Raw genomic sequence first — 26,561 nt, forward strand, 5'->3', positions numbered from 1 at the left:
ACCCCCGGATCGACCCGTGTCCCGGGCGTCCCGGGGTACAGGAAGGTGACCTTCAGGCAAGGTCCTCCCGCGCGATCAAGCCCGCGTTGTTGCCCGGAGGTGACGGGCCGATCTATACCCGTAGGTAAAGGGAGTGCTCCGATTTCCGAGGGTCGCGAGGAGGAGCCGTGTCTGACCAGGTCGCCCACTTCATCGGCGGGGTGCCGGTCGCGGAGGGCGAGGTGTTCGCCGGCCACGACCCGGTGACCGGCCGTGAGGTCCGCCGGATTCACGAGGCGGACCGTTCCGTCGTCGACCGGGCGGTGGCGGCGGCCCGTTCCGCCCTGCCCGGCTGGTCGGGACTGCCGGTGGCCGAGCGGGCCGCCTGGATGCGCCGCCTCGCCGACGCGATCGAGGAGCGGTTCGAGGACCTGGTCGCGGCGGAGATCGCGGACACCGGGAAGTCGATCACGCAGACCCGCACCCTGGACATTCCCCGCGGCGCGGCCAACTTCCGGTCGTTCGCCGAGATCGCGGCCCAGCGTCCGGAGGACGCCTTCCACCTGACGGACGTGGTGAGCTACACCGTGCGCAGGCCGCTGGGCGTGGTCGCGGTCATCGTTCCGTGGAACCTGCCGTTCCTCCTGGCGACCTGGAAGATCGGCCCCGCGCTCGTCGCGGGCAACACCGTCGTGGTCAAGCCGTCGGAGCACACGCCGGGCTCGATGGCCGTGCTGGCCGGGATCGCCGCCTCGATCGGGCTCCCGCCGGGCGTGCTCAACGTCGTCAACGGCTTCGGTCCCGGCTCCACCGGGCAGTTCCTGGTCGAGCATCCGGGGGTGGACGCGGTCACCTTCACCGGCGAGAGCCGTACCGGATCGGCGATCATGAAGTCGGTGGCGGACCGGGTCAAGCCGGTCTCGTTCGAGCTGGGCGGGAAGAACGCCGGGGTGGTCTTCGCCGACGCCGACCTGGAGGCGGCGGTGGAGGGCGGTGTGCGGTCGGTGTTCACCAACGGCGGCCAGGTCTGCCTGTGCACCGAGCGGCTCTACGTGGAGCGGCCGGTGTTCGGCGAGTTCGTCGCCCGGCTGGCCGGGCGGGCACGCGAGCTGACCTTCGGCCGGCCGCGGGACGAGCACACCACGATGATGCCGATGATCTCGGCGGAGCACCGGGACAAGGTGCTGTCCTACTACGCGCTGGCGAAGGAGGAGGGGGCCGAGATCCACGCGGGCGGCGGGGTCCCGAGCTTCGGCGACGATCGTGACGGCGGCTACTACGTCGAGCCGACCGTGCTGACCGGCCTGCCGCCCGGCTCCCGGGTGAACCGGGAGGAGATCTTCGGTCCGGTCTGCCACGTCGCGCCGTTCGACTCCGAGGCCGAGGCGGTCGCCCTGGCCAACGACAGCGAGTACGGCCTGGCCGCGACCGTCTGGACGTCCTCGCTCAGCCGCGCCCACCGGGTCGCCCAGTCACTCCAGGCGGGCCTGGTCTGGGTCAACACCTGGTACCTGCGGGACCTGCGCACCCCGTTCGGCGGGGTCAAGCTCTCCGGCATCGGCCGTGAGGGCGGCACGCACTCGCTGGACTTCTATTCCGAACCGACCACAATCACGATCAAACTGGAATAAGGCTGGGATAGGGGAGGGCCGGTATATGACCGACGAGTGGAGCGATGCCGTCGACGTGTTCAGCGAGGCGGCCGATCAGTTGCTGGAGGCGGCCAGGAGCGGCAAGCCGTGCCCGCCGGTGCGCGAGATGTTGCCCGGCCGGACCGTGGAGGCCGGCTACGCCGTACAGGAGATCAACACGCGCCGGGCGCTGGCGGAGGGGCGGAGGCTCGTCGGCCGGAAGATCGGCCTGACGTCGGCGGCGGCCCAGCGCCAGCTCGGCGTGGACCGGCCCGACTTCGGCATGTTGTTCGCCGACATGGCCTGCCTCGACGGGCTGCCGATACCGACCGGGCGGTTCCTGCAGCCCAAGGCCGAGGCGGAGGTCGCCCTGGTGCTCGGCGGTGACCTGACCGGCGGGCCGTTCACCGTGGTCGACGTCATCCGGGCCGTGGACTTCGTGCTGCCCGCGATCGAGATCGCCGACAGCCGGATCACCGGATGGGACATCACGCTCGTGGACACGATCGCGGACAACGCCTCGGGCGGCGCCTTCGTGCTCGGCGCCACCCCGACCCCGCTGGCCGGTCTGGACCTCAGGCTGGCCGGGATGACCATGAACCGGCGCGGTCAGGAGGTCTCCAGCGGCGCGGGCGCGGCCTGCCTCGGGAATCCGCTGAACGCCGCGGTCTGGCTGGCGAACGCGCTGGACGGTACGGGTTTCCCGCTGCGGGCCGGTGACATCGTGCTGACCGGAGCCCTCGGGCCGGTGGTGGACGTCGAGCCGGGCGACGTGTTCGAGGCCCACTTCGACGGCATCGGCTCGGTCCGGGCGGTCTTCGAGTGAGCTCCGGGGAGCGGTGAGCGAGGGTGAGGATCGGGGAGGACGGGATCGTCGTCCGGGGCAAGGCCGTCCCGCGCGGGCGCTTCCCGCACGCCAGACGGGCCGGGGACTTCATCTATGTCTCCGGCACCAGCGCCCGCCGTCCGGACAACACGATCGCCGGGGCGGAGGCCGACGCGTTCGGTACGGTCACGCTGGACATCGCCGCGCAGACGCGGGCCGTGATCGAGAACATCGGGGACATCCTCAAGGCCGCCGGGGCCGACCTGAGCGACCTCGTCCAGATCACCACCTATCTGGTCAACATGAATGACTTCGGGGGGTACAACCAGGTCTACGCCGAGTACTTCGACGAGACCGGTCCCGCGCGCACCACCGTGGCCGTGCACCAGCTGCCCCACCCGCATCTGCTCATCGAGATGCAGGCCGTCGCCTACCGCCCTCCCCGAGAGGACCGCCCATGATCCCCCCCATCGACTTCGCCGCGTGGATCGACGAGCACGCCCACCTGCTCAGGCCCCCGGTGGCCAACAAGGTCCTCTTCGAGGAGGCCGGGGACTTCATCGTGATGGTCGTCGGCGGGCCGAACGCGCGCACCGACTTCCACGTCGACCCCTATGAGGAGCTCTTCTACCAGGTTCGCGGGAACATGCACGTCGACGTCATGACCCCGGACGGGCCGGACACCGTGCACATCCGCGAGGGCCAGATGTGGCTGCTCCCGGCGAACGTGCCGCATTCGCCGCAGCGCCCCGAGGAGGGTTCGGTCGGCCTGGTGGTCGAGCGGATCCGGCCGGAGGGCGTGCTGGAGAAGTTCCGCTGGTACTGCCGGGAGTGCGACGCGGTCGTCCACGAGGTGGAGCTCCAGGTGCGTGACATCGTGGCCGATCTCCCGCCGCTCTTCCAGGCGTTCTACGCCGACGAGAAGGCCCGCACCTGTGAGAACTGCGGTGCGCTCCACCCGGGCAAGGGATGACGGGTGATCGTCGACGTCCACACCCACCACGTCCCCCGGGGCTGGCCGGAGCTGGGCTGGGCGGGCGCGCCCCGGCTCCGGGTGGACTCCGAGCGGGAGGCGGTGATCCTCCTCGGTGACCGGGAGTTCCGGCGGATCCGGGACGACTGCTGGAACCCGGCCCGCCGCCTGGAGGCCATGGACGCCGACGGGGTGGACGTGCAGGTCGTCTCACCGACCCCGGTGTTCTTCTCCTACGAGCGCCCGGCGGCGCAGGCCGTACGGGTCGCGAGGATCTTCAACGATCTGGCCCTGGAGATCTGCGGGGACGAGCGGCTGGTGCCGTTCTGCCAGGTGCCCCTCCAGGACCCGGACCTGGCCTGCGCCGAGCTGGACCGGTGCCTGGCCTCCGGCCACGTGGGCGTCGAGATCGGCAACCACGTCGGGGACCGCGACCTCGACGACGCCGGGATCGTGCAGTTCCTCCAGCACTGCACCGCCGTGGGGGCGCCCGTCTTCGTCCACCCGTGGGACATGCCGGGCGGTCCCCGGCTGGAGCGCTGGATGGCGCAGTGGCTGGTCGGCATGCCCGCCGAGACCCACCTGTCGGTGCTGGCGATGATCCTCGGCGGAGTCTTCGACCGGGTGCCGGAGTCGTTGCGGATCTGCTTCGCGCACGGCGGCGGCTCGTTCGCCTTCTGGCTCGGGCGGTTCGAGAACGCCTGGCACCGCCGGGGCGACCTGGTCGGGGTCTCGGAACTGCCGCCGTCGCACTACGTGGAGCGCTTCAGCGTGGACTCGGTGGTGTTCGACGAGCGGGCGCTGCGGCTGCTGGTGGACACGATGGGCGAGGAGCGGGTGATGCTCGGCTCCGACTTCCCCTACCCGCTCGGGGAGTCGCCCGTCGGGTCGCTGGTGCGGGGCGCGGGGTTCCTGTCCGGTACGGCCCGCGCCAAGCTGCTCGGCGGCAACGCCGTACGGTTCCTCGGCCGCTGAGCGGCGGAGACGGTCCGGCGGCCGGGGTCCGCGTCCCCGGAACCCGCTGTGCTCCGGCCGGTGGGCATGCCCGATGATTGAAGGGTCGGTAAGGACCCACTCTGGAGACGACTCGTGACAATCAGCCGCAAGGACTGCGTCGCGCTCGACGCCGCCGATCCCCTCAGGGATTTCCGGGACGAGTTCGTCCTGCCCGAGGGGACGATCTACCTGGTCGGCAACTCGCTGGGCGCGCCGCCGAAGGCCGCCTCGGCCGCACTCACCCGGGTCGTCGAGGACGAGTGGGCCGGTCGGCTGGTCGGCGGCTGGAACGCCGCCGGGTGGTTCGACCTGCCGGAGACCACCGGCGACCGGATCGCCCCGCTGATCGGCGCGGGCCCCGGCCAGGTCGTGGTGGGCGACACCACCTCGATCGCGGTGGTCAAGGCCGTCTCGGCGGCCCTGCGGCTCCGCCCGGGACGCCGCGTGATCGTCTCCGACCTGGCGAACTTCCCGACCGACCGTTACATGGTCCAGGGGCTGGTCAAGGCGCTGGGCGGCTACGAGATCCGCGACGTGAACGGCACCGACGGCCTCGACGAGGCGCTGGGCCGCGGTTCCGGCGACGACGTCGCCTGCGTGCTGCTGTCCGAGGTCGACTACCGCACCGGCGACCGCCACGACACCGCCGAGGTGACCGCGCGGGTGCAGGCGGCCGGCGCGCTGATGATCTGGGACCTGTGTCACAGCGCGGGCGCCTACCAGGTGGACGTGGCCCCGGCGGACTTCGCGATTGGCTGCACCTACAAGTACCTCAACGGCGGCCCCGGCGCCCCGGCGTTCGTCTACGTCCACCCCCGCCACCAGAACGCGACCGAGCACCTGCTGTCCGGCTGGCACGGCCACGCGGCCCCGTTCGCGTTCGAGCCGGACTACCGGCCGGCCGAGGGCATCCGGCGTTTCACGGTGAGCACCCCGCACGTGCTGTCCTTCGCCGCGCTCAACGCCTCGCTGGACATCTGGGAGCGGGTGGACCTCGCCGTGCTGCGGGCCAAGAGCACGGCGCTGACCTCGCTGTTCATCGATCTGGTCGAGGAGCTCTGCGCGCCGTACGGACTCACGCTCGTCACCTCCCGTGACCCCGAGCGGCGCGGCAGCCAGGTCTGCTTCGCCCACCCCGACGGCTATCCGGTCATGCGCGCCCTGATCGACCGGGGGGTGCACGGGGATTTCCGCGCCCCGGACGTCCTGCGCTTCGGCTTCGCCCCGCTCTACATCCGGTTCGCGGACGTCTACGACGCGGCGGTCACGCTGGCCGAGGTGCTGGAGAAGGAGCACTGGCGTGAGGAGAGGTACCAGCAGCGCCTCACCGTCACCTGAGGGCGGCTGCGGGCGCTCCCAGGATCGTGAAGGCCGTGGTTGCGGGTTCAGGCCGTCGGGGCGGCCTGAACCCGGGTGGCCGCCGTGATGCGCCAGCCGAAGGTGACGCACCCGACCAGGAGCACCACCCCGGAGAGCACCCCGCTGACGAACGGCACCCAGTCCAGGGCGCCGGTGGACACCATGACGAGGCCGGCGACGCCGAGCAGGGACAGGATCGTGCCGGGTACGGCGATCATCCAGTCCTTCCACACGGGCGCCAGCGCGATGAAGTGCACGCCGACCACGAGGGCGATCCAGGCGACGTTGGCCTGCACGGGACGGTCCCAGGCGGCCAGCACCTGGAGCCCGCCGTAGAGCAGGACCACCTCGGCGACGAGGATGATCAGGTAGCCGCGGCCGTACATGCCCGGCGTGCCGGGCCGGGCGGCCCCGGTGGATGTGGCGGTGGGCTGGGCGGCCCCGGCGGACCGTTCCCATCGGACGGCGAGGAACCACATGGCGAGGACGCTCGCCGCCGCCAGGCAGGCGGCCACCCGCAGGAGGCCGGCGGTCAGGGTGTTCAACGGGCTCTGCGCGTTGACGACGACGAAGACCGCGCCGAAGACCGCGCCGACCAGTAATCCAGTCATACGTTGCATGACGTCCATTGAAGTCCGTAATCGATCTCGCCCGCATGGGGGCTGGGGCGAGAACGGGGTGGGCCTGTCCCTACCCCGTGCCGCTACCGCACCGATCCGCGCAGATAGGTCAGCACCGCGAGCACCCGCCGGTTGTCGTCCTCGGTGTGGGGGAGTTCGAGTTTGGCGAACACGCTGGCGACGTGTTTGCCGACGGCGGCCTCCGTGACGGACAGGGCACGGGCGACGGCGCTGTTGGAGCGTCCCTCGGCGATCAGGGCGAGGACCTCGCGCTCGCGCGGGGTCAGCCGGTACGCGGGTTCGGTGGCCTCCCTGCTCCTGGCCCAGGTCTTCTCGAACAGGTCGACGAAGGCGGCGATCAGACTCTGCTGCCTGATGAGGAGGGCGCCCGGTGCGTGGGCGACGGGGGTGATCCGGAGGAACGCCACGGAGCGGTCGAAGACGAGCAGCTGCTGGACCGGCTCGTCGGTGATCCGGTACAGGGTGCCGCCGGCGTGCATCTCCCTGATCCGGGCCGTGCTGACCGGGTCGTCCATCATGCTCGTGTGCACGATCAGCCGCGCCCGCATGCCGCGTCGCAGGGCGTCGAGGAATTCGGGCATGTTTCTCCGCCCCCGGCGGCCCACCTCCGGCGTGCCCGCCGGGTACATGGCGCGCACCTCGTCGGAGGTGTCCATGGCGTGGGCGATCTGCTGCAGGATGAGTTCGCCGTCCTCCAGCCGCTCGACGCCGACGGGGATGCCGCGCAGCTCGCCCACCACCTCCTCCAGCCGGTGGGCAAGCCGGGCCAGTGACACGTTCTCGTCCACATGTCTCCTTCGCCGCCGACGCCGCCTTCGTGCCCGCTGCGGATGTCCCAGCGGACTCTGGCCGGTGTGATCCACGCCGGGGGACATTCCTCCGTCGATTTTCTCAGGCCGGGTGAATCTCGGGGTATTCGGATGAATAGGATGAACGCGCCCACAAGGCATTTGTTTCACCACGCGTTCAGGGAGACCCCCGTTCCATGCTGACGACCTTCGCGGTCACGGCGTTTGTAATGATCATGATTCCCGGGCCCGACCAGGCCCTGATCACCCGCAGCGCCCTCGCCTTCGGCCGTACCGCCGGCCTGCTGACCATGTTCGGCGGCCTGATCGGCCTGACCGTCCACGCCACCGCCGCGGCCGTCGGGCTCTCCGCCCTGCTGCTGGCCTCCGCCACCGCCTTCACCGTTCTGAAGGTCGTGGGTGTGATCTACCTCCTCTGGCTCGGCGTGCAGTCCCTGCGCGCCAGCCGCCGTACGGCCTCCGCCGCCCTGACCCCGGACGCCGCGCCGGAGCGGTGCTCCCCGTTGCAGCACATCCGCAACGGCCTGCTGTCGAATGTGCTCAACCCCAAGGTCGCGCTGTTCTTCGTGACGTTCCTGCCGCAGTTCCTGCCCACCCACGGCAACACCCTGGGCCGGGCCCTGCTGCTGTCGGCGATCTTCGCCGGGCTGTACCTCCTCTGGTTCAGCCTCTACAACGTGATCGTGGCCCGGGTCGGGGCGCTGCTGCGCACACCCCGGGTACGGGCCAGGATCGAGCAGGTCACCGGGGTGCTCCTGGTCGGCTTCGCCATCCGTCTGGCCTGGCAGCAGCCCTGACCCGCGGAGCTCGCGGAGCTCGCGGAGTCCGGGGCGTCCGGGGCGTCCTCAGCGGGGGATGATCGGCAGGGTGATGTAGGAGGCGGGGAAGACGGCCTGGTGCTGGAGGACCGGCTCGTGCGCGGCGGTCTCGGCGGAGGTGCGGCCGGTGCCGGGGTTGCGGTCGAAGCGCGGGAAGTTGGAGCTGGAGATCTCCACCCGGATGCGGTGACCGGCCTTGAAGACCTGGCTGGTGGCCACGAGGTCGATCTCGTGCACCCCGGACGGTACGGAGGTCCGCACGATCCCGTCGATCACGCTCATGGCCCGGCCGTCCGGGTGCACGTCGACCAGCTTCGCGGTCCAGTCGGTGCTCGCCGCCGAGGTGGAGGCGTGCAGCGTCACCGACAGGGGCCCGGTCACCTCGACGTCCTCGGTGAGGACGTCGGTGGTGAAGCAGAGCACGTCCGGACGGAGCTCGACGTCGCGCTGGTCCTGGGGGCCGACGTTCGTGGGATCGGGCAGCAGGAGGGGGCCGCCGACCGTGGGGACCGGGTCGCGCGGGTCGAAGGTGAACGTGGCCGGGTCCGTGGCCGTGGGGACGGCGGGCGACAGCAGGCCGTCGGCGTGCAGGTGGTAGCGGGTCTCCACCGCGCGGGCCAGGGGCCAGGACTCCTCGTCGCGCCAGACGTCGTCACCCATCACGAAGATCTTCACGGCGGGACCGGTGTCCTCGCCCTTGAGGAAGGCCAGCTGCCGCTGCTCCAGCCGGATCGCCTGCGCCGAGGCGAAGAACCCGAAGCCCAGCCGTCCGGCGCCCGAGGCGCCCGGTGCCAGATGGGTCCAGGGGCCGATGACCAGCGGGCCGCCCAGGCGGCGGTGGTTCTCCAGCGTCCCGGACAGGAACAGGTCGAACCAGCCCGCCACGTGCATGACCGGCACCTCGATCCGGTCGTGCCGCAGCGTCTCGGCCAGTTCCCGCCAGTACGCGTCGCGGTCCGGGTGGGAGATCCAGTCGTGCCACCACGGGATGCCCGGGATGTCGCTGAGCGGCAGGGTGCGCGCGGCGGCGGCCTGGTCGCCCAGGACGGGCAGGAGCGTGCCGAACCCGGCGCCGACGTCCTCGCCCGCCTCCATGCCGTGCAGCAGTCCGAGCATCGCCTGCATCGATCCCCAGTTCAGGGCCGAGCCCAGCGCGAACGCCCCGCCGTGGTACTTCAGCCCGTCGTGGAAGTCGTGCGGCGTCATCGAGGCGACCACCGCCTTCAGGCCCGGCGGGCGCGTGGCCGCCGCCTGGAGGGCGCACCCGGCCAGGTAGGACATGCCGCTCATGACGACCTCGCCGTCCGACCACGGCTGCGCGGTGATCCAGGCGATCGTGTCGTGGCCGTCGGCGCCCTCGTCCAGCCACGGCCGGAACTCCCCGTCGCTGCTGCCGCGTCCCCGGCAGTGCTGGAGCACCACCGCGAACCCGGCCTCCAGCGCGGGGACGACCGGGACCGACCGGAACGTGCTCTCCCCGTACGGCGTGCGCACCAACAGGGTGGAGAACGGCCCGCCCCCGGCCGGGCGGTGGACGTCGCCGCGCAGGATCGTGCCGTCGCGCATCGGCATGGGGGTGTCGTGCTCGGCGGTCAGGGGGAGCGGGGAGCGGTTCAGCTTCGGCATCGCGGGTTCCTCGGGAGGAGGCGGAACGGGGGCGGGACGGCGGCCGGTCAGGTGGGGGCGAGACGGATCAAGCGGGGGCGAGACGGATCAGGTGAGGGTGTAGGCGTCGTAGCGGACGGCGTCGGCGGTGCGGATTCCGGAGGCCACGGCGAGGGTCCGGTTGAGCCACAGGTAACGGTCGTCACCGGTCTCGAAGCGGCAGAACAGGCGGAAGTAGTACTCCGCCGGATCCACGGTCTCTCCCCGGGCCAGGCGGTCGAGGACCTCGCGGGGGCCGTGCCGTACCCCGGAGGTGGAGATGTAGAGGTGGGCGCCGTCGTGGGTGCGCAGCGTGTAACGGGTGTCGATGCTGGCCATGCCGTCGGGGTGGACGACCTGCCAGTCGGCCCCGCCGGGCAGGATGTCACCGGACAGCCTGGGGCCCTCGAACGACCCGCCCACGATGTTGATCACCCGGCGGCGGCCCCACGGCGAGTCCCCGAGGTCGAGGATCGGGTCGAGTTCCACGTGGAACGTGGCGAGCGGTTCGAGGTTCACCGGGGCGGCACCCGGACGCGGCACAGAGGACGGCGCAGCGCACGGCACAGCGGACGGCGAAGGGAGCGGCGCAGAGGACCGCGCGGAGGAGGGCGAGGGCTCGGGGGACCGTCCGGAAGACGGCCCGGGGCTCATCGCGTCACGCTCCACGAGGGCCGCCCGTTGAGGGAGGCGGGGTCGAACCCGGCCGTGCGCTTGTAGGAGGCGGCGATCTCGGCCCGCTCCGCGTAGGGGACGACCTTCTCGATGTCGTCGAAGCCCTCGGGCGCCCGCTCGTGGGCGAGCTTCATCACGACCTCCGGTCCCATCCGCCGGTTGGACAGCTGCAGGGCGGTCGTGGCGGGGCGCCGGGCCGCCTCGTAGGCCGCCAGGTCACCGTGGGCCAGGGAGTGCGCGAGCACGCGGGCGTCGATGATCGCCTGGGAGGCGCCGTTGGACCCGATCGGGTACATCGCGTGGGCCGCGTCGCCCAGCAGGGTGACGTTCCCCGAGGTCCAGTACGGCAGCGGCTCGCGGTCCACCATCGGGTACTCGTAGGCGGCCTCCGCCCCGGCGATGATCCCGGGCACGTCGAGCCAGTCGAAGCGCCAGTCCGCGAAGTGCCGCAGGATCTCCTTCAGGTCCGCCGGGCGGTTCCAGTCGCCCCGGTCGGGGGCCTCGCCGTCCAGGGGCCGCTCGGCGATCCAGTTGATCAGGGTGCGCCCGCCCGTCTCGATCGGGTAGGCGACGAACTTCTGCGTCCCGTCCCCGGCCATGATCATGGATCGCCCGGTCAGGTACGGCTCGCCGTACGTCATGCCGCGCCACAGGACCAGCCCGTTCCACGGGGGCGGTCCCTCGCCGGGGAACAGGTGCGCGCGGACCGCCGAGTGGATGCCGTCAGCGCCGATGAGCAGGTCCTCGTCACCGGGGCCGGTGATCCTGCTCCCGGTCCGCACGGCCCGCGGCCCGAGCCGCTCGACGACGGCCTCCAGCAGGAGCATCTGCAGCCGCCCCCGGTGCACCGAGTACTGCGGCCAGGCGTATCCCGCGTCCAGGCCCCGGGGCTCGGACCAGATGGCGGTGCCGTACCGGTTGAAATAGGCCAGCTCGGCGGTGGCCACCCCGATCTCCGCCAGCCGGTCGGCGAGTCCCAGCTCGGTCAGCTCCCGCACCGCGTGGGGGAGCAGGTTGACGCCCACCCCCAGGGGCCGGATCTCCGGCGCGGCCTCGTGGACGGTCACGTCCTCGAACCCGGCGGCGTGCAGGCTGAGAGCGGCGGTCAGACCGCCGATCCCGCCACCGGCGATGACGATGCGCACGAGGACCTCCCGAACATTGTTATGGCCGTAACAATATTCACGTCGTACGGGCGGCTGCGCAAGACTTGCCCGGTGGAAACGGTGAACGGCGGTCCTGGACCGGAGGCCGCGGGAGCGGTGGGCCTGGAAGGCGCGCAGGGGCGGACGTCCGGAGGCGTGACCGGCCTGGCGGGTGCGGAAGCTCCGGGGGGCAGGGCGGATCTGCTGTACGCCGCATACGCCAGGGAGCGTCTGGCCGCCATGCCGCCCCCGGCCGACCCCGAGGCGTTCGAGCTGGCCTACAGCCTGCTCCAGCTGGCCTACCTGCTCGTGACCGACCTGGAGACGCGCATCCACCGCCCGCGCGGCTGGACGCTCCCCGGCTTCCGCCTGATGTTCAAGCTCTGGCTGCTGGGACCGACCCAGCCCGCCCGGCTCGCCGAGATCTCCGTGATGTCCCGCTCGGCGGTGACCAACGTGGTCAACACGCTGGAACGGGACGGCCTGGTCGAACGGCGCCCGGTGCCCGAGGACCGGCGTGCGGTGACGGTCGCGCTGACCGCCAGGGGCGAGGCCGCCGTCCGCGAGACCTTCGCCGAGCAGACCCGCCGGGAGCAGGAGTGGTTCTCGTCACTGGACGCCGGCGAGCGGGCCGGCCTCACCGCCCTGCTCACCCGCATCCTCGCCGCCCGCCCGGACGACAGCCCTTAGGAGGCCGCGGAAGGAGATCGTGGACGGACGGGTGCTTCGCGTGATCATCCTCGCTACGCTGGCGGCGCCCGGCTCGCCGGACCCGCCCGGCGAGGGCGGGCACGAGACGTCATCGAACAGGCGGCGCCGGCCGCGCTGAGGAGGTCCGGGGATGAGTGACCTGTTGGATCGACTGGCCACCGGCCGCCGGGTGGCCTGGCTGCTGGCTGCCCTGGTCGCCCTGCTGGTGGCGATGAGCGTGGCGGCGACGATGTTCGCCGACGCGAACGGGGGAGTGGGCATCCTGGATCTGGCCGGGGGCCGCAACCTGTTCGACCCGCGCCCGGGCGGCTACACCCCGCAGGAGGCGTACGCGATGCTGACCGCCTACGGCCCCGACGGGCGCCGCGGCCATCTGCTGATCCTGCTCTGCGGCGACCTCCTGTTCCCCCTGGTGTACGTGGGGTTCACCGCGGCCGCGCTGCGCCTGGCAGTCCTGCGGCGCGGGGCGCCCGGCTGGCTGCGCACCACCTGCGTCGTGGTCCCGGTGATCTATCTGGTGGCCGACTACGGAGAGAACGCCGGCATCGCGACGCTGCTGCTGGCCTACCCCTCCCGGCTGGATGCTCTGGCGGCGGCGGTGAACACGGTGACCTCCGCCAAGACGATGCTGGGAGCGGTGATGCTGCTGACGGCGCTGACCGCGTGGGCCCTGACCGGGCGGGCGCGTCCGCGGCCGGGGCTGACGTCGCCGTGAGCGCCGCGCCCCCGCGGAGTCAGTCGTGGGCGGTGGCGTCGAGCGTGGCGACGAGTTTCCTGGGGGCCACGGCCCGGTAGCTCTCCTCGACCCAGTCGAGCAGCACCTCGGTCTCGGGCAGCGCGCCCATGAGCGGGATCGTCACCCACCCGGCCTTGCCGAGGCCGTATCCGGAGGGCTCGACGCCGTCGAGGGCGAGCGCGTGGCCGTGTGACTCCGGGAGTTTCACCCCGAGGGCGGGGTTCCACTTCTCGGTCGGTTCCTCGACCCCGAGGAAGACGAAGATCTTATTGTTGACCTTGATGACGGTGTCGCCCCAGGGATGGTCCTCATGGGCCTCCGGGAAGCGCAGGGCGAACTCGCGCACCGTCTGGCGGACCTCACGCCACTTCTCCATGCGGTCCATTGTGGGCCCGGGGTCCGACAGTTTCGCCCGGATCGGGCGGGGCCCGCCTTCGCCCGGATCGGGCGGGGGCCCGCCTTCGCCTGGATCAGGCGGGGGCCCGCCAGGCGCCGAGCACCCGGTCGATGTCCGTCCGGATCCGGTCGCGGGCCTCGGTCCGGGGCACTCCGGACATCAGCATCCGGTCGTAGTCGGTGTCGAGGTGCCGCACCGAGGCGATCACGGCGAGTGTGACGGCGTTCTCGTCGAGGACGCGGGCGGCGGCGGTCCGGCCCACCCGGCCGCTGCCGCGTTGACCGGCGTGCCGGGCGATCTCCCCGGCCCGCTCCGGCGGGCAGCCGGGGAAGAGCCTGACGATCTCCGCGGCCATCCCGGCCTGGAACCGCACGTCCTCCTCCGCCCGCCGCTCGCGGTCGCGCTCCCGGCGGCGCAGCCGTACCTCCTCGTCGGCCAGGCACTGCTCCTCGGCCAGCGCCAGCGCGGCCTCCTCCACCAGGATGCCCAGGCGCTCGTACCTCCTGCGCCGGGAGTTGAAGCGGACCACCACGGCGGCCAGCCCGCTCTCCTTCTTCGCCCGGCGGCTGAGTGCCGCGTTTCCCGCGGGAAGGAAGACCAGGTGGTCCAGGTCGGCGCAGGTCAGGCAGTGGGGAGCGCCCTCCTCCATGATCAGGTAAGGGCCGGTGTCCCGGCACTCCGCGCACTCCCAGGCCTTCAGCGGCTCGACCACCATCAGGTCGGGAGCCTTGGCCTGCCGTTCGGCGAGCTGCCTGCGCCGGGCCTCGCTCATCTCCGGGGAGATCCAGTGGATCCGGAAGGCGGCGTCGTCCCCGTCGGTGAGGAAGCGCAGCGGGCCCCGGTCGCGGGAGGCCGACACGTAGGGGGTCTCGCTGGGCACGAGACCCCGCTCCTCGGCCCACCGCCGCAGGATCGCCACCGCGTCGGCCATCTTCGCGCCGTCCACGGCCGCGAGCTGCTCCAGCGTGTCCGCCCTGCCCTGCCGCCAGGTGTCCACGTGCCGGGTGTGCAGCCAGCGCACCCCGGTGAGCACGTCGATCGCGGTCACGAACTTCCGCTGCGCGAGCGCGGCCTCCGCCGCCTCCACGACCCTCCGGTCAAGCTTCGCCACCGCTCCAGCTTGCCGGAGTCCGGCGGAGGCCGCACCCGCGGCGGGAGCACCCGCGGCGGGAGCACCCGCGGCGGGCGCGGCCTGCGAAGGCCCCGGTCAGAAGTACCAGGGGAAGGGGCTCCAGTCGGGGTCCCGCTTCTCCAGGAACGAGTCACGGCCCTCGACGGCCTCGTCGGTCATGTAGGCCAGGCGGGTGGTCTCGCCCGCGAAGAGCTGCTGGCCGACGAGTCCGTCGTCGATCAGGTTGAAGGAGTACTTCAGCATGCGCTGGGCCATGGGGCTCTTGCCGTTGATCTTCCGGGCCCACTCCAGCGCGGTCCGCTCCAGTTCCGCGTGCGGGACCACGGCGTTGACCATGCCCATCCGGTGGGCGTCCTCGGCGGTGTAGGTGTCGCCGAGGAAGAAGATCTCGCGGGCGAACTTCTGGCCCACCTGGCGGGCCAGGTAGGCCGAGCCGTACCCGCCGTCGAAGCTGGCCACGTCGGCGTCGGTCTGCTTGAAGCGGGCGTGCTCGCGGCTGGCGAGCGTCAGGTCGGCCACCACGTGCAGGCTGTGCCCGCCCCCCGCGGCCCAGCCCGGCACCACGCAGACGACGACCTTCGGCATGAAGCGGATCAGCCGCTGGACCTCCAGGATGTGCAGGCGGCCCGCACGCGCCGGGTCGACGCTCTCGGAGGTCTCCCCGGCGGCGTACCTGTAGCCGTCGCGTCCCCGGATGCGCTGGTCGCCGCCGGAGCAGAAGGCCCACCCGCCGTCCTTCGGCGAGGGCCCGTTCCCGGTGAGCAGCACGCAGCCGACGTCGCTGCTCATCCGGGCGTGGTCGAGCGCGCGGTAGAGCTCGTCCACGGTCGAGGGCCGGAACGCGTTGCGGACCTCGGGCCGGTTGAACGCGATCCGTACCGTCCCCTGGTCCACGGCGCGGTGGTAGGTGATGTCGGTGAAGTCGAAGCCCTCGACCTCACGCCATGCCGCCGGATCGAACAGCTCCGAGATCATTCCTGTCATCCGGGAAAGGTTAGTAGGCGACGGCGCGGTCGGCGAAACGCTTGACCATGAAGGGCGCCTTGAACTTCGGGTAGGCGACCGTCTTGGCGTCGCCGTCGGAGGTGAAGCGCTCGCCGGGGTTCTTCTTCAGCCAGTCGAGCCAGGCGGTGGAGCAGAACTTGGCGCAGTCGCCCTTCTTGTCCATCGCCCGGATCCGGGGGATGCCGACCGCGTTGAAGTCCTTGACGTACGGCGACGGCGCGGGGGTGTATCCGGCGAGGAAGACTCCCCCGTAGTTGTAGCTGACGTCCCCGGCGCTGCCCTTGAGGCCCCACGTCTTCGTGCTCGGCTGGTTGCCGTACGGCAGCGCCAGCGTCACCGGGGCGGTGTTGATCAGCTTGGTGATGAGCTGGTGACCTCGGACGATCTCCGCGGTCACCTCCTTCTTGGACCTGCCGAGGAGGTTGACGTGGTCGTAGGTGTGGTTGCCGATGTCGAACCCGTTGTCGTGCAGCCACGTGAGCATCTGCGTCTGCTCCTCGGGCGTGGCCTTGCCGAACATGTCACGGGTGACGTAGAAGGTCGCCACCGGCCGGAACCCGGGGTACCGCTTGGCGACGTCCTGCAGGATGGCGACGGCGGTGTTCGGCGCCGGCGCGCCGCTCCCGTCCAGGGTGAGTTGCGACGGCGAGGCGTCGTCGAAGGTGAGGACGACCGGGTGGCGCCCCTCCGGGATGCCGATGTTGCCGGTGACGTACTCGGCGGCCGTGATCGGGACGTAGCCCTCCTTGGCCAGCCGCTCCAGCTCCGTGCGGAACTGCTTGGGGGTGCGGTCGTCGGTGTTCGACGGTTTCTCGATCACCCGGTGGTACATGAGAACGGGGATCTGACCCAGTTCGTTGGCCTTGGCCTTGGCGGCCCTGTCCTTCTTCGCCTTGAGGGCGGCGGCCTTCTGCGCCGCCGCGGCCTTGGCCTTGGCGGCGGCCGAGACCACCTTCTCCTCGTCGTCGCTGTCCCATGGCATGCACCCGGTCAGCACGGCACCCGTCACCACGGCCGCGGTGGCGGCCCTGCCAATCTTCAGACGGCTCATCGCGTCTCCCCAGCTCACTGATGATACGCACCTTGTCCCCGCCGTCCCGTGAGCTGATCTCCGTGTCAGGCAAAGAGTTCGTCGGCGGCGGGTGTGGCGGGAGGGACGGCAGGGGGGAAGGGGCGCGGGGAGAGGACGGGTCGGTGGGGGGAACCGGGGTCACGGCAGACGGGAGGCCGTACGGCGGGACGACGTGTCCCTGCCGCGTCGTCCGCGGTACGGCACGGCGTTCCCGGGTTACGACGTGGCGAGCGCGGACGTGACGAGAGACTTGTTCCCCGCGACCCGCGTGGTGGGGGCCTTGATGGTCTTCGGCCGGGGCGCCCGCTCGCCGGGTGCTTCAGCGATCTCCACCGGGGGCGCCTGCACCGTGATCGCGTGCAGGTGTCCGCCGTGGTGGTCGTGGCGGTCGGCGTCCTCGTCGTCGAACCACACGCCGCCGTGGGCGAGGTAGCGGAAGCAGATGTCCCGGTCGGCGGGGACGGTGACGTTCACCTGGTAGGCGCCGTTCTTCCGCTGCATCGGGTGGGAGTACGGGTCCCAGCCGTTGAAGTCGCCGACCAGGGAGACACCACCCGGGGCCCGCTCGGCCGGCACGGAGAAGGTGAGCTTGACCTGTCCGTTCTTGGTGGGCTTACCACGCTTGATCACTGAAGTCCTCCTGAACTCGCTGCCTGATCGGCTCATGGCCGTGGCCCGGGCTCCGGAGGACGGGCGGGGGCACCCTCGACCTGACGCGCGGCCTTCCCCGCGAGTCGCGGGCAGGGCCGTCCGTGCCGGTTGCGAAGGTCGTCACGCAGGACCGGAATCCGCGGTGCCCGAGCCGGGCGGACCATGAGAATCTTCATTTCTGGTCCCCTGCGGACGGTGGGGACACACTGGTCCTTGGACAGGATTTACGTCGGCGTGCCGCTATCCGGACATGAATGGACCAGACGGGCTTCGGCGGCAGGCTGGGCCGGGGTGCCCGGCCGGGGTCAGTAGGCGCCGGTGTTCTCGAAGTAGCGGCGGGGGACCTCGACGAGCATCGTGGTGATCTGCTCCTCGGTGACACCGTGCTTGCGCAGGTAGGGCAGGACCTCCTGGTCGATGTGGAGGTAGTGCCACTGCGGCAGGAAGGCCAGGACGTCCGGGTCGATCCAGTCGATGTAGCAGGAGGCGTCCTGCGAGAGCACCATCTGCCCGGCGAACCCGCGCCGGCACATCTCCACGACGATGTCGGCGCGCGCCTCGAAGGTGGTGTCCAGGTTGATGCCGAAGCGGTCCATGCCGAGGATGAAGCCGGCCTCCGCCAGCTCGGTGAGGTGGTCGGCGTCGGTGGTGTCACCGCTGTGCCCGAGCACGACGCGGCGCGGGTCGACGCCCTCCTCGTCGCAGAGCACCCGCTTGACCTCCAGCCCCGTACGGCTGCCCGGGTGCGTGTGCACCGTGACGGGGGCGCCGGTCCGGCGGTGGGCCTTGGCCACGGCCCGCATCACCCGTTCCACGCCGCCGGTCATCCCGGCGTGGTCGATGGCGCACTTGAGGAAGGCCGCCCGCACCCCGGTCCCGGCGATGCCGTCCTCGATGTCCCCGACGAACATGTCGACCATGGGGTCGGGCAGCTCGGTGCCGAGTGCGGCGGCGAGTCCCGGGCCCCGGTAGTGGAAGAAGAAGGGGACGTCACCGTAGGTGTAGCAGCCGGTGGCCACGACGATGTTGAGCTCCGGGACCTGCTCGGCGATGCGCTGGATGCGCGGGATGTACCTGCCGAGGCCGATGACGGTCGGATCGGCGATCGTGCGCACGCCCTGCGCCGCCAGCGCGCGGAGCTTCTCGACCGCGTCGGCGACCCGCTCCTCCTCGTCGCCCCACTCGCCGGGGTGGTTCTGCTGGACGTCGGCGGTGAGGACGAACACGTGCTCGTGCATGTAGGTGCGGCCGAGCTCGGCGGTGTCGATCGGGCCGCGGACGGTGTGGACCTGGGGCATGGGCGATCCCTTCCGTCGGGCTGGGCGGTCCCTCCCGGTGGAGCAGCCCTTCCGGTGAGCGTACCGACCGTTTGGTATGTTGTCATCGGCCCCGACGAAGGAGTTTCCCGTGCCCATCGCAACCGCCGCCCTCCGGGACGCCGCATGAGCGGCTCCACGAGATCCCCGGGCCGTGAGGAGGCCGGAGAGGTCCGGCAGGAGGACGCGTTCGACGTCGCCGCCCTGCACGCCTGGCTCGCGGACCGGATCCCCGGCCTGGACGGGCTCCCCGAGGTCCGCCAGTTCGCCGGGGGCGTGTCGAACCTGACCTACCTGCTCCGGTACGGCGGGCAGGACCTGATCATGCGCCGCCCGCCGCACGGCCACAAGGCGGCCTCCGCGCACGACATGCGGCGCGAGTTCACGGTGCAGCGGCAGCTCAAGCCGCACTTCGCGGCCGTCCCCGAGATGCTGGCCTTCTGTGACGACCCCGCCGTGCTGGGCAGCGAGTTCTACGTGATGGAGCGGGTCGAGGGCACGATCCTGCGCCGCGAGCTCCCGCCCGGGATGGTGCTCGACGAGGCGGGAGCCAGGGCTCTGGGCCACACCGTGGTCGACACCCTGGCCGACCTGCACGCCGTGGACCCGGAGACGGCGGGCCTGGGCGGTCTCGGCAAGGGACCGGGATACGTGCGGCGGCAGGTCGAGGGCTGGTCGCGCCGCTACCGGGGCGCGCTGACCGACGACGTCCCGGACGGCGAGGCCGTGATGGCGTGGCTGGCCGGGCACCAGCCGGACGACGTGGCCACCCGGCTGATCCACAACGACTGGAAGCTCGACAACCTGGTCCTGGACATGAGCGGCCCGCCGCGGGTCGTGGGCGTCCTGGACTGGGAGATGGCCACCGTCGGCGATCCGCTGATGGAGCTGGGCTCGGCCATGGCCTACTGGATCACGGCGGACGACGAGGAACTGTACGCCCTGCTGCGCCGCCAGCCCACGCACCTGCCGGGGATGCCGACCCGCGAGGAGTTCGTGGCGCGTTACCTGGCCCGGACCGGCCTGCCGATGGGACGGTGGGAGTTCTACGAGGTGTTCGGCCTGTTCCGGCTGGCGGTGATCGCCCAGCAGATCTGGTTCCGCTACCGCGCAGGCCAGACCACCAACCCGGCGTTCGCCGCGTTCGGTGACGCGGTGCGGATCCTGGTCGCCCGTGCCTCGGCGCTCGCCGGGGCCGGGGCGCCGGGCCGTACCGGCTGACCGGCGGGTCGGGCGGCCGGAACCCGCACGACCGGCGGACGATTCGCCCGGGGCCGTGCGGGTGCCCGGCCGCCGACACGCGGTATGACCAGGTTGGTGGCTTTGGCGACTTCGATGCGGGATACCGGCTGGCTACCCTCGTGCGCATGATCGTGACAGCGCTGACGGGGGCGGGAATCTCCACGGAATCGGGGATCCCGGACTATCGCGGCCCGGACGGGCTGTGGCGCAGGGACCCGGACTACGAGAAGCTCGTCACCTACGACCACTACATGGCGGATCCGGAGATCCGGCGCCGCTCGTGGCTGTTCCGCCGCGACAGCCCCGCCTGGCGGGCCGAGCCGAACGCCGCGCACCGCGCCCTGGCCGCCCTGCCGGACGCGTGGATCGTCACCCAGAACGTCGACGGCCTGCACCAGCGCGCCGGATCGCCGCCGGAGCGGGTGCTGGAGCTGCACGGCAACATGTTCGGCGCGGTGTGCACGGCGTGCGGCGCCCGCTCGACGACCCGGGAGGCGATCGACCGGGTCCTGGCGGGGGAGAACGACCCCGCCTGCCACGAGTGCGGGGGGATCCTGAAGACGACCACGGTCATGTTCGGCCAGGCCCTCGAACCTGCCGTCCTCATGCGGGCGATCAAGGCGGCCGAGGAGTGCGAGCTGTTCCTCGCGATCGGCACCTCGTTGCAGGTGCAGCCCGCCGCCTCCCTGGCCCGGGTCGCGGTCGAGGCGGGCGCCCGGCTGGTCATCGTCAACGGTGAGCCGACGCCGTACGACCACATGGCCGATGAGGTGATCAACGAGCCGATCGGCGCCGCCGTGCCCCGCCTCTGCGCCGCTCTCACCTGACGTCTGGGAGAGCACCTGACGCGTGGAACGGGCGGCGGGAACGGGGATCCGGTACAGGCGGCCGTACGGCGGGCCGCCCCGCCTCCCCGCCCCTCCTCGCCCTGCCTCCTCGCCCCGCTTCCCGTTCGGGCTCCCTGGCGGACCGACCGGTCGGTACGGTAGGAATGCAGGTGACCGTTCCCTGCGGGCCGTCCTGAAGGGGTTCCCATGGCCATCGACTTCACCCTCGCCCCCGAGCACGAGGAGATCCGCCGGCGAGTGCGGACCTTCATCCAGGAGACCGTCATCCCCGCCGTCAAGGACTTCGACGACGAGGGAAGGGTCACCAGCCGGGAGGAGTACATCCGCACCATCCTGGAGCTGCGCGGCAAGGCGCAGGCCGAGGGGCTCTGGCTGCCGCACATGCCCAAGGAGTGGGGCGGCATGGGCCTGGGCCACGTCGAACTGGCCATGGTGCAGTCCGAGGCGGCCAAGACCCGGCTGGGGCCGTGGATCCTCAACTGCGCGGCCCCCGACGAGGGCAACATGCACACGCTGCTGCACTGGGGGACCGACGAGCAGAAGGAGAAGTACCTCAAGCCGCTCCTCAAGGGCGTGAAGATGTCGTGCTTCGCCATGACCGAGCCCGAGGTCGCCGGCTCCGACCCCACGCTCATCCGCACGCACGCCGTCAAGGACGGCGACGAATGGGTCATCAACGGGCACAAGTGGTTCATCTCCAACGCCCGCCGGGCGAGCTTCGCCATCCTCATCGCCAAGACCGAGCTGGACGCGCCCGAGGGAGCCCGCGGGGCCAACACCGCCTTCCTCGTCGATCTGCCGCAGGAGGGCTGGAACGACGTCCGGGAGGTCGAGACGATGCACGGCTCGACCGGGCACAGCGAGATCGTCATCACCGACCTGCGGGTGCCGGACAGTCAGATCCTCGGCGGCCGGGGCAACGGCCACCGCCTGGGCCAGTACCGCCTGGGCCCGGCCCGGCTGGCCCACTGCATGCGCTGGATCTCGCAGGCCGAGACGGCGCTCGACATGATGGTGGACCGGGCGCTCAACCGCTACAGCCACGGCTCGCTGCTGGCCGAGAAGCAGGGCGTCCAGTGGCTGATCGCCGACTCGGCCATGGAGCTCTACCAGTGCAAGCTCATGGTCCTGCACGCCGCCTCGAAGATCGACAAGGGTGAGGACTTCCGCACCGAGGTCTCGATGGCCAAGCACTTCGTGGCCAACAGCCTCAACCGGATCGTGGACCGGGCGATCCAGGTGCACGGCGCACTCGGCTACTCCACCGACACGCCGCTGGCCCACATGTTCCAGCACGCCCGCTGGGCCCGCTTCGCGGACGGTGCCGACGAGATCCACCAGATGCGCATCGCCGAACGCACGATCGCGGCCTACCGGGCCACCGGATCGACCAACGCCGCCACGGGAGGGCTGCCGCTTTGAGCCAGACGGATTCGAGTCAGACGGACAACCGGTTCGCCGGGGACGGCGCGGGGATGCTCAGCGGGGTCGGCGGGAACCGGCCCGCCGAGGCGGCCGGCGCCGTCCGGAGCGACCGGCTGGAGGGCAGGGTCGCCCTCGTCACCGGCGGCGGCAACGGAATCGGAGCGGCCGTGGCCCGCAGGCTGGCCGCCGGCGGGGCGAAGGTCGTCGTCGCCGACATCGACGACGCCGCGGGCAAGGGCGTCGCCGAGGAGGTCGGCGGGGTGTTCGCCCGCTGCGACGTGACGCGGCTGGAGGAGAACGAGGCCGCCGTCGCCACCGCCGTCGACCGGTACGGCCGGCTCGACCTGGCCTTCCTCAACGCCGGCATCTCCTCGGGCTGCGGGCTGGGCGAGGACTTCGACCTCCGGCGTTACCGGCTGGCGATGGGCGTCAACCTCGACGGGGTGGTGTTCGGCGCGCACGCCGCGCTCCCGGCGCTGCTGGCCTCCGGCGGCGGCACGATCGTGGCGACCGCCAGCATGGCGGGCATCGTCGGCATCCCCTCCGATCCCATCTACGCCGCCAACAAGCACGCCGTCGTCGGGCTCGTCCGCTCCCTCGCCCAGGACCTCGCCCCGCGCGGCGTCAAGGTTCAGGCGCTGTGCCCGTCGTTCGCCGACACGGCGATCCTGGGTGAGGGGAAGGCCCTGCTGGAGCAGATCGGTTTCCCGATCCTGGAGGTCTCGACCGTCGTCGACGCGTTCTTCCGGCTCCTCGACAGCGACGGCACGGGCGAGTGCTGGTTCGTGATCCCCGGCCGGGAGAGCCAGCCCTTCGCCTTCCGCCGGGCCCCCGGCCCACGGGCGTGATCCGGGCTCCCCGCCCGGAGCCGGCATCGCGCGGCCGGTCCGAGGCGCCGTGAACCCGGACGGGGAGTACCCGTGAACCCGGACGGGGAGTACCCGTGAACCCGGACGGGGAGTACCCGTGAACCCGGACGGGGAGTAGTGGCGAGACAGGGCTGACCATGTTCCCCACGGGAAGGCCGGCCTCCATGCCATGGTGCTCACGATGACCGCACCGCCCACCGTCCAGCTCGGGGACTCCGACCTCGTCAAGGAGTCCCTGAGCCGCCCGGAGGCGTTCGCGGCGCTGTTCGACCGCTACTCCGGCATGCTGTACCGCTACGTCTCCCGCCGGCTGGGCCCCGAAACCGCCGACGACCTGGTCGGCGAGACCTTCCTGGTCGCCTTCGCCCGGCGGGACCGCTACGACCCGGCCTACGCCGACGCCCGGCCGTGGCTGTTCGGCATCGTCACCAAACTCCTGTCCCGGCACCATCGCACCGAGGCGGCCCGCTACCGGGCGTTGCTGCGCAGCCCGACGGAGGAGCGCGTGGAGTCTCCCGCCGACCGGGTGGCCGCCGGGGTCACCGCCCGGGCGGCCCGTCCGGCGCTCGCCCGTGCGCTGACGACATCGCCCGCAGCCTGGAGAAGGCCGACCTGGCGTCCACCATGCGGTTCCTCGTGGTCCCGAACCGGCCCCACCCCACCGAACCCGGAAACCTCGTGTGGGCTCAGCCCGCCGCGGACCAACTGTTCGCGGCCCTGCGGAACGGCACCCGGTGAAGCCCCTCTCCTGGAGGACCACCGGTCGCAGAGACGGGCAGGGCGGTACGGCACGGGAGACCGCGAGGGCAGGAGTCGACCGCATCCGTTACTACTTTAAGTAATTTATATGTCACTCTCAGTTTCCCTTGGGTGGTTCAGGTGCGTAGGATCGGCTCCATTCCAAGGTCGGATGCCGGGAGAGGAGCCGGAAATGCGTGGACGGCCCGAAGCCGAACGACATCATCTGTCCTGCCCGGTGTGCGGAGCGCTGCCGGGCACGAGCTGCCTGCAGGAGGGCGCGGAACGGGAGAAGATCCACCCCTCCCGGCGGATGCCGATCGCCGAGCGCAACTGGCGGTCGGCGACGGGGTGGATCCCCCCGGAACTGCAGAGCTCGCCCTGAGCCCGGTTCACCCGCCTGCGTCCGGTTCACCCGGCGGACTCGGTCTTCATGGCCCGGCGGGTGGAGTGAGATCAGGTGATGCCGAGTACGGCCAGCAGCGCCGCCGCGGCCGCCGTGCGGGCCGCCGTCTTGCTCGGACCTGTGCCGGTTGCCGACGCCGGTCCGGGCCGTCCGGCCGGCTGGGTGGCGGCGGTGACGGTGAAGGACGGCGCGTGCGCCGGCCCGGTCACCGCCGTCTCCCATGTGACCGTGCTGATCAGGCCCTTCTGTGCCTGCTCGTTCAGCACGCTCACCGGATTCCGGCCCGGCGCGACGGCGGACTGCGCTGACGCCGGGGCGGCCTGCGGCGACGGCACGGTGATCTGGGCTGGCGGCGTGGCGATCTGCGCCAGTGATGCGGTGGCCTGCGTTGACGACGGGCCGGCTCCCGCCGTGGGTGCGGAGGCGTCCGTGAAGATGACCGGGGGCACGGCGGCCCTTCTCCTCCCTTGCGATGCGGGGACCGCCTCCTGCGGCGCGGGGGCGGTTGCCCGTGGCGGGGGAGTCGTCTTCTGCGGCGCGGGGGCGGTTGCCCGTGGCGTGGGGGCCGTCTTCTGCGGTGTAGGGGCCGTCTTCTGTGGCGCGGGAGCGGGGCCGGGCTCCAGGTGGACCCCGGCCTCCTTGAGCCAGACCTTGAGGGTGAACGTCGGCACGTTCAGGGAGTCGGCGGCCTGGCGGACGGTCATCCCACCGGCCAGCAGCGTCTGGGCGGTCTCGACGGCCCGGTTCCGCTCCCGCCGTACCTGCTCCTCGGTGGGCAGGCCCAGCCGGGCGGCGTGCTCGGCCGCGCCGGCCTGGAGCATCTCCCCGGCCCGCACCAGGCAGGCCACGCTGCAGTAGAGCCCGAGCCGGATGTGGCGGCCCTTGCCGCCCGGGGCGCGCTCCAGCAGATACCAGCCCGCGGGCACCCACAGGCCGTTCTCGCACCGATGGCAGACGCGGCAGAAGAATGACCGGGGGTTGTCCTGGCCGTCGCCGCGGATCGCGGCCAGCCCGCCGCGCCGCCGGGAGGGCGGAACCTCATCCGCGGGGGGCTGCTGATCGGTCCTGCTCACGGCTTACCACCCTGCCAGAGAGACCGGGTCCTGTCAGGGAATCCGCCGAATATTGTGATGGGTCGATGACACTCCGTGTCTGCGATGAACGGTCGTTGTGGGAGGCGGTGTCCGGCAGGGGCGGGAAACTCCTCATCCCGGACTCCGGGCGGCCGATGGTGCTGTGAAGTACTGCGGAAACACGCGGCGCCGGAAGGGGGGCGGGACATGGACGTGGAGCCGTTGGCCCTGCTGCCTCTCTTCGGGCTGTCGACGGTCATCGCCTTCACGGTGGGAGTCATCGCCTGGCGCCGCCGGCACGTGGCGCCCCTGCTCGGTTCGCTGGCGGTCGTCTCGATGGCGATCGCGGAATGGTCCTTGATCAGCGGGATCCTCACCCAGGTCGAGGTCGGTATGACCCGCCACATTCTGGCGACCCTCGCGTTCGTCGGCGTGTGCCTCGTTCCTGCGGGCTTCTTCGTCGTGTCCCAGGCCATGGTGAACCGCGCGTGGCGGCTGCCGCGCCGTACGGCCCTGCTATTGGCGATCGAACCGATGTTCGTCATCGTCGGGGGCGCGACCAACCCCTGGCACCACCTGTTCTTCCTCCCGGGCACGGGGACGAGGATGGCGGAGGGCGGCCCGCTGATATGGGTGCACATCGCCTACACCTACGTTCTTCTCATGGTCGCCATGGTGCGCGTGTTCAGTGCCTGGGCGTGGGGACCGCGCAGCCAGCGGAGACTGTACGGCTTCACCCTCCTGGGCGCTGTCCCTCCGTTCCTCGGCAACCTCCTCAACGTGATGAAAGTCGTGCAAGGGGTGGACCTGGCCCCGGTCGGGTTCTGCGTCTCCGTGGTGGTGATCTACTTCCTCCTGGTCCGTTTCCCCATGTACGAACTGGTGCCCGTGGCCCGGCAGAACGTCCTCGACATGATCGACGACATGATCGTGACGGTCGACGCGTCGGGCCGGATCCTCGACCTCAACCCGGCGGCGGACCACCTGGTACGGGGGCTGATGCCGGAGCCGCCCGCCCGGCTCACCGGGTTGCCGCTGAACGACGTGCTGTGTGACGTCACCCTCAGCGAGGGGACGGAGGCGGACAGGATCTACGCGAACTACAAGGACAGCGGGGTGGATCTGAACGTCCGGATCAGCTCGCTGCGCGACGATCGTGACGGTCATGTCGGCTGGGCCGTGGTCGCGCGGGACATCACCGCGCTCAACGAGCAGCGGCGGGAGCTGGAGCAGGCCAACGTCCAGCTGCACGGTCAGCGGCGGGAGCTGGAGCAGGCCAACGCCCGCCTGCACGAGCAGTTGCGCACCATCGAGCTGCTCCGGGCCGATCTGGCCGAGCAGGCGGTGCGCGATGCGCTGACCGGGCTGCACAACCGCCGTCATCTGATGGAGGAGCTGGCCCGGCTGGCGGCCGAGTGCGCGCTCCAGGGCCGGCCGTTGAGTG

At 71.4% G+C, this 26,561-nt stretch carries 28 protein-coding genes; 16 read left to right on the forward strand and 12 right to left on the reverse strand.

Going from position 1 to position 26,561, the window contains the following annotated elements; genetic code table 11:
• Positions 1-167: 167 nt before the first annotated feature.
• The 6 genes from IEZ08_RS18885 to kynU all read left to right on the forward strand — a co-directional run bounded on the left by IEZ08_RS18885 (position 168) and on the right by kynU (position 5,743).
• Positions 168-1,610, forward strand: a complete 1,443-nt coding sequence (locus IEZ08_RS18885) for a 2-hydroxymuconic semialdehyde dehydrogenase (RefSeq protein ID WP_189242585.1) — start codon at positions 168-170, stop codon at positions 1,608-1,610.
• A 25-nt stretch (positions 1,611-1,635) separates the two neighbouring features.
• Positions 1,636-2,436: a 2-keto-4-pentenoate hydratase gene (locus IEZ08_RS18890; protein ID WP_068928058.1), complete on the forward strand. Its 801-nt coding sequence runs from the start codon at positions 1,636-1,638 to the stop codon at positions 2,434-2,436.
• A 23-nt stretch (positions 2,437-2,459) separates the two neighbouring features.
• On the forward strand, positions 2,460-2,897 hold the full coding sequence (locus tag IEZ08_RS18895; RefSeq protein ID WP_068928057.1) for a RidA family protein: 438 nt from the start codon (positions 2,460-2,462) through the stop codon (positions 2,895-2,897).
• Positions 2,894-3,409, forward strand: a complete 516-nt coding sequence (locus IEZ08_RS18900; RefSeq protein ID WP_068928056.1) for a 3-hydroxyanthranilate 3,4-dioxygenase — start codon at positions 2,894-2,896, stop codon at positions 3,407-3,409. The genes IEZ08_RS18895 and IEZ08_RS18900 overlap by 4 nt, the downstream gene beginning before the upstream one ends.
• Positions 3,410-3,412: 3 nt before the next feature.
• Positions 3,413-4,384 carry an amidohydrolase family protein gene (locus IEZ08_RS18905; protein WP_189242586.1) on the forward strand — a complete coding sequence of 324 codons (972 nt, stop codon included), beginning with the start codon at positions 3,413-3,415 and terminating at the stop codon, positions 4,382-4,384.
• Positions 4,385-4,498: 114 nt separating this feature from the next.
• A complete protein-coding gene (gene kynU / locus IEZ08_RS18910; protein WP_068928054.1) occupies positions 4,499-5,743 on the forward strand; it encodes a kynureninase in 1,245 nt (414 codons plus the stop codon).
• 47 nt (positions 5,744-5,790) lie between these two features.
• Here the strand turns inward: kynU and IEZ08_RS18915 are convergent, their stop codons facing one another.
• Together IEZ08_RS18915 and IEZ08_RS18920 are read right to left on the reverse strand one after the other, a co-directional pair.
• Positions 5,791-6,375 carry a hypothetical protein gene (locus IEZ08_RS18915; RefSeq protein ID WP_203863164.1) on the reverse strand — a complete coding sequence of 195 codons (585 nt, stop codon included), beginning with the start codon at positions 6,373-6,375 and terminating at the stop codon, positions 5,791-5,793.
• A gap of 92 nt (positions 6,376-6,467) precedes the next feature.
• Positions 6,468-7,193 carry a response regulator transcription factor gene (locus tag IEZ08_RS18920; protein WP_229803265.1) on the reverse strand — a complete coding sequence of 242 codons (726 nt, stop codon included), beginning with the start codon at positions 7,191-7,193 and terminating at the stop codon, positions 6,468-6,470.
• 197 nt (positions 7,194-7,390) lie between these two features.
• Between IEZ08_RS18920 and IEZ08_RS18925 the strand changes: the two genes are divergently transcribed.
• On the forward strand, positions 7,391-8,011 hold the full coding sequence (locus tag IEZ08_RS18925) for a LysE family translocator (protein ID WP_068928052.1): 621 nt from the start codon (positions 7,391-7,393) through the stop codon (positions 8,009-8,011).
• A gap of 48 nt (positions 8,012-8,059) precedes the next feature.
• Here the strand turns inward: IEZ08_RS18925 and IEZ08_RS18930 are convergent, their stop codons facing one another.
• From IEZ08_RS18930 to IEZ08_RS18940, 3 genes are all read right to left on the reverse strand, one after another.
• A complete protein-coding gene (locus IEZ08_RS18930; RefSeq protein ID WP_189242587.1) occupies positions 8,060-9,658 on the reverse strand; it encodes a CocE/NonD family hydrolase in 1,599 nt (532 codons plus the stop codon).
• An 87-nt stretch (positions 9,659-9,745) separates the two neighbouring features.
• Complete coding sequence (locus IEZ08_RS18935; RefSeq protein ID WP_229803267.1) at positions 9,746-10,195, reverse strand: DUF3237 domain-containing protein; 450 nt, start codon at positions 10,193-10,195, stop codon at positions 9,746-9,748.
• A gap of 131 nt (positions 10,196-10,326) precedes the next feature.
• Positions 10,327-11,496, reverse strand: coding sequence for a flavin-dependent oxidoreductase (locus IEZ08_RS18940; RefSeq protein WP_189242588.1), 1,170 nt, complete (start codon positions 11,494-11,496; stop codon positions 10,327-10,329).
• A gap of 72 nt (positions 11,497-11,568) precedes the next feature.
• Here IEZ08_RS18940 and IEZ08_RS18945 point away from each other — a divergent pair, with 72 nt between their 5' ends.
• Together IEZ08_RS18945 and IEZ08_RS18950 are read left to right on the forward strand one after the other, a co-directional pair.
• Positions 11,569-12,186 (forward strand): MarR family winged helix-turn-helix transcriptional regulator, encoded by a 618-nt coding sequence (locus IEZ08_RS18945; protein WP_229803269.1) that lies wholly within the window; start codon positions 11,569-11,571, stop codon positions 12,184-12,186.
• Positions 12,187-12,337: 151 nt separating this feature from the next.
• Positions 12,338-12,922, forward strand: coding sequence for a hypothetical protein (locus IEZ08_RS18950; protein WP_068928047.1), 585 nt, complete (start codon positions 12,338-12,340; stop codon positions 12,920-12,922).
• A gap of 19 nt (positions 12,923-12,941) precedes the next feature.
• Here IEZ08_RS18950 and IEZ08_RS18955 read toward each other — a convergent pair whose 3' ends face one another.
• The 6 genes from IEZ08_RS18955 to IEZ08_RS18980 all read right to left on the reverse strand — a co-directional run bounded on the left by IEZ08_RS18955 (position 12,942) and on the right by IEZ08_RS18980 (position 18,498).
• Positions 12,942-13,319, reverse strand: a complete 378-nt coding sequence (locus IEZ08_RS18955) for an MmcQ/YjbR family DNA-binding protein (RefSeq protein WP_068928046.1) — start codon at positions 13,317-13,319, stop codon at positions 12,942-12,944.
• 94 nt (positions 13,320-13,413) lie between these two features.
• A complete protein-coding gene (locus tag IEZ08_RS18960) occupies positions 13,414-14,451 on the reverse strand; it encodes a DUF2293 domain-containing protein (protein ID WP_068928045.1) in 1,038 nt (345 codons plus the stop codon).
• Between the two features lie 96 nt (positions 14,452-14,547).
• Positions 14,548-15,447, reverse strand: coding sequence for a 1,4-dihydroxy-2-naphthoyl-CoA synthase (locus IEZ08_RS18965; RefSeq protein ID WP_189242597.1), 900 nt, complete (start codon positions 15,445-15,447; stop codon positions 14,548-14,550).
• 19 nt (positions 15,448-15,466) lie between these two features.
• The gene (locus IEZ08_RS18970; RefSeq protein WP_229803271.1) at positions 15,467-16,528 is read right to left on the reverse strand and encodes a polysaccharide deacetylase family protein; all 1,062 of its coding nucleotides are present in this window, start codon (positions 16,526-16,528) and stop codon (positions 15,467-15,469) included.
• A 237-nt stretch (positions 16,529-16,765) separates the two neighbouring features.
• Positions 16,766-17,179: an isoamylase early set domain-containing protein gene (locus IEZ08_RS18975; RefSeq protein ID WP_068928042.1), complete on the reverse strand. Its 414-nt coding sequence runs from the start codon at positions 17,177-17,179 to the stop codon at positions 16,766-16,768.
• A gap of 326 nt (positions 17,180-17,505) precedes the next feature.
• A complete protein-coding gene (locus IEZ08_RS18980; RefSeq protein ID WP_068928041.1) occupies positions 17,506-18,498 on the reverse strand; it encodes a phosphotriesterase family protein in 993 nt (330 codons plus the stop codon).
• A 144-nt stretch (positions 18,499-18,642) separates the two neighbouring features.
• Here IEZ08_RS18980 and IEZ08_RS18985 point away from each other — a divergent pair, with 144 nt between their 5' ends.
• The 6 genes from IEZ08_RS18985 (at position 18,643) to IEZ08_RS19010 (ending at position 24,023) form a co-directional block, all read left to right on the forward strand.
• Positions 18,643-19,737: a phosphotransferase family protein gene (locus tag IEZ08_RS18985; RefSeq protein WP_068928040.1), complete on the forward strand. Its 1,095-nt coding sequence runs from the start codon at positions 18,643-18,645 to the stop codon at positions 19,735-19,737.
• Between the two features lie 146 nt (positions 19,738-19,883).
• Positions 19,884-20,585 (forward strand): SIR2 family NAD-dependent protein deacylase, encoded by a 702-nt coding sequence (locus IEZ08_RS18990; protein WP_189242589.1) that lies wholly within the window; start codon positions 19,884-19,886, stop codon positions 20,583-20,585.
• A 207-nt stretch (positions 20,586-20,792) separates the two neighbouring features.
• The gene (locus IEZ08_RS18995; protein WP_068928038.1) at positions 20,793-22,028 is read left to right on the forward strand and encodes an acyl-CoA dehydrogenase family protein; all 1,236 of its coding nucleotides are present in this window, start codon (positions 20,793-20,795) and stop codon (positions 22,026-22,028) included.
• Positions 22,025-22,879, forward strand: coding sequence for an SDR family NAD(P)-dependent oxidoreductase (locus IEZ08_RS19000; RefSeq protein WP_229803273.1), 855 nt, complete (start codon positions 22,025-22,027; stop codon positions 22,877-22,879). The genes IEZ08_RS18995 and IEZ08_RS19000 overlap by 4 nt, the downstream gene beginning before the upstream one ends.
• 202 nt (positions 22,880-23,081) lie before the next feature.
• On the forward strand, positions 23,082-23,738 hold the full coding sequence (locus tag IEZ08_RS19005) for an RNA polymerase sigma factor (protein WP_084781118.1): 657 nt from the start codon (positions 23,082-23,084) through the stop codon (positions 23,736-23,738).
• A 93-nt stretch (positions 23,739-23,831) separates the two neighbouring features.
• Positions 23,832-24,023 (forward strand): zinc finger domain-containing protein, encoded by a 192-nt coding sequence (locus tag IEZ08_RS19010; RefSeq protein WP_141704306.1) that lies wholly within the window; start codon positions 23,832-23,834, stop codon positions 24,021-24,023.
• A 71-nt stretch (positions 24,024-24,094) separates the two neighbouring features.
• Here the strand turns inward: IEZ08_RS19010 and IEZ08_RS19015 are convergent, their stop codons facing one another.
• Positions 24,095-25,117, reverse strand: coding sequence for a putative dsRNA-binding protein (locus tag IEZ08_RS19015; RefSeq protein WP_189242590.1), 1,023 nt, complete (start codon positions 25,115-25,117; stop codon positions 24,095-24,097).
• 207 nt (positions 25,118-25,324) lie between these two features.
• Here IEZ08_RS19015 and IEZ08_RS19020 point away from each other — a divergent pair.
• The coding region (locus IEZ08_RS19020; protein WP_189242591.1) for a histidine kinase N-terminal 7TM domain-containing protein at positions 25,325-26,561 on the forward strand (1,237 nt) is incomplete at its 3' end.

Origin of the sequence: Planobispora rosea (assembly GCF_014648175.1) — a bacterium.
Classification (GTDB): domain Bacteria; phylum Actinomycetota; class Actinomycetes; order Streptosporangiales; family Streptosporangiaceae; genus Planobispora; species Planobispora rosea.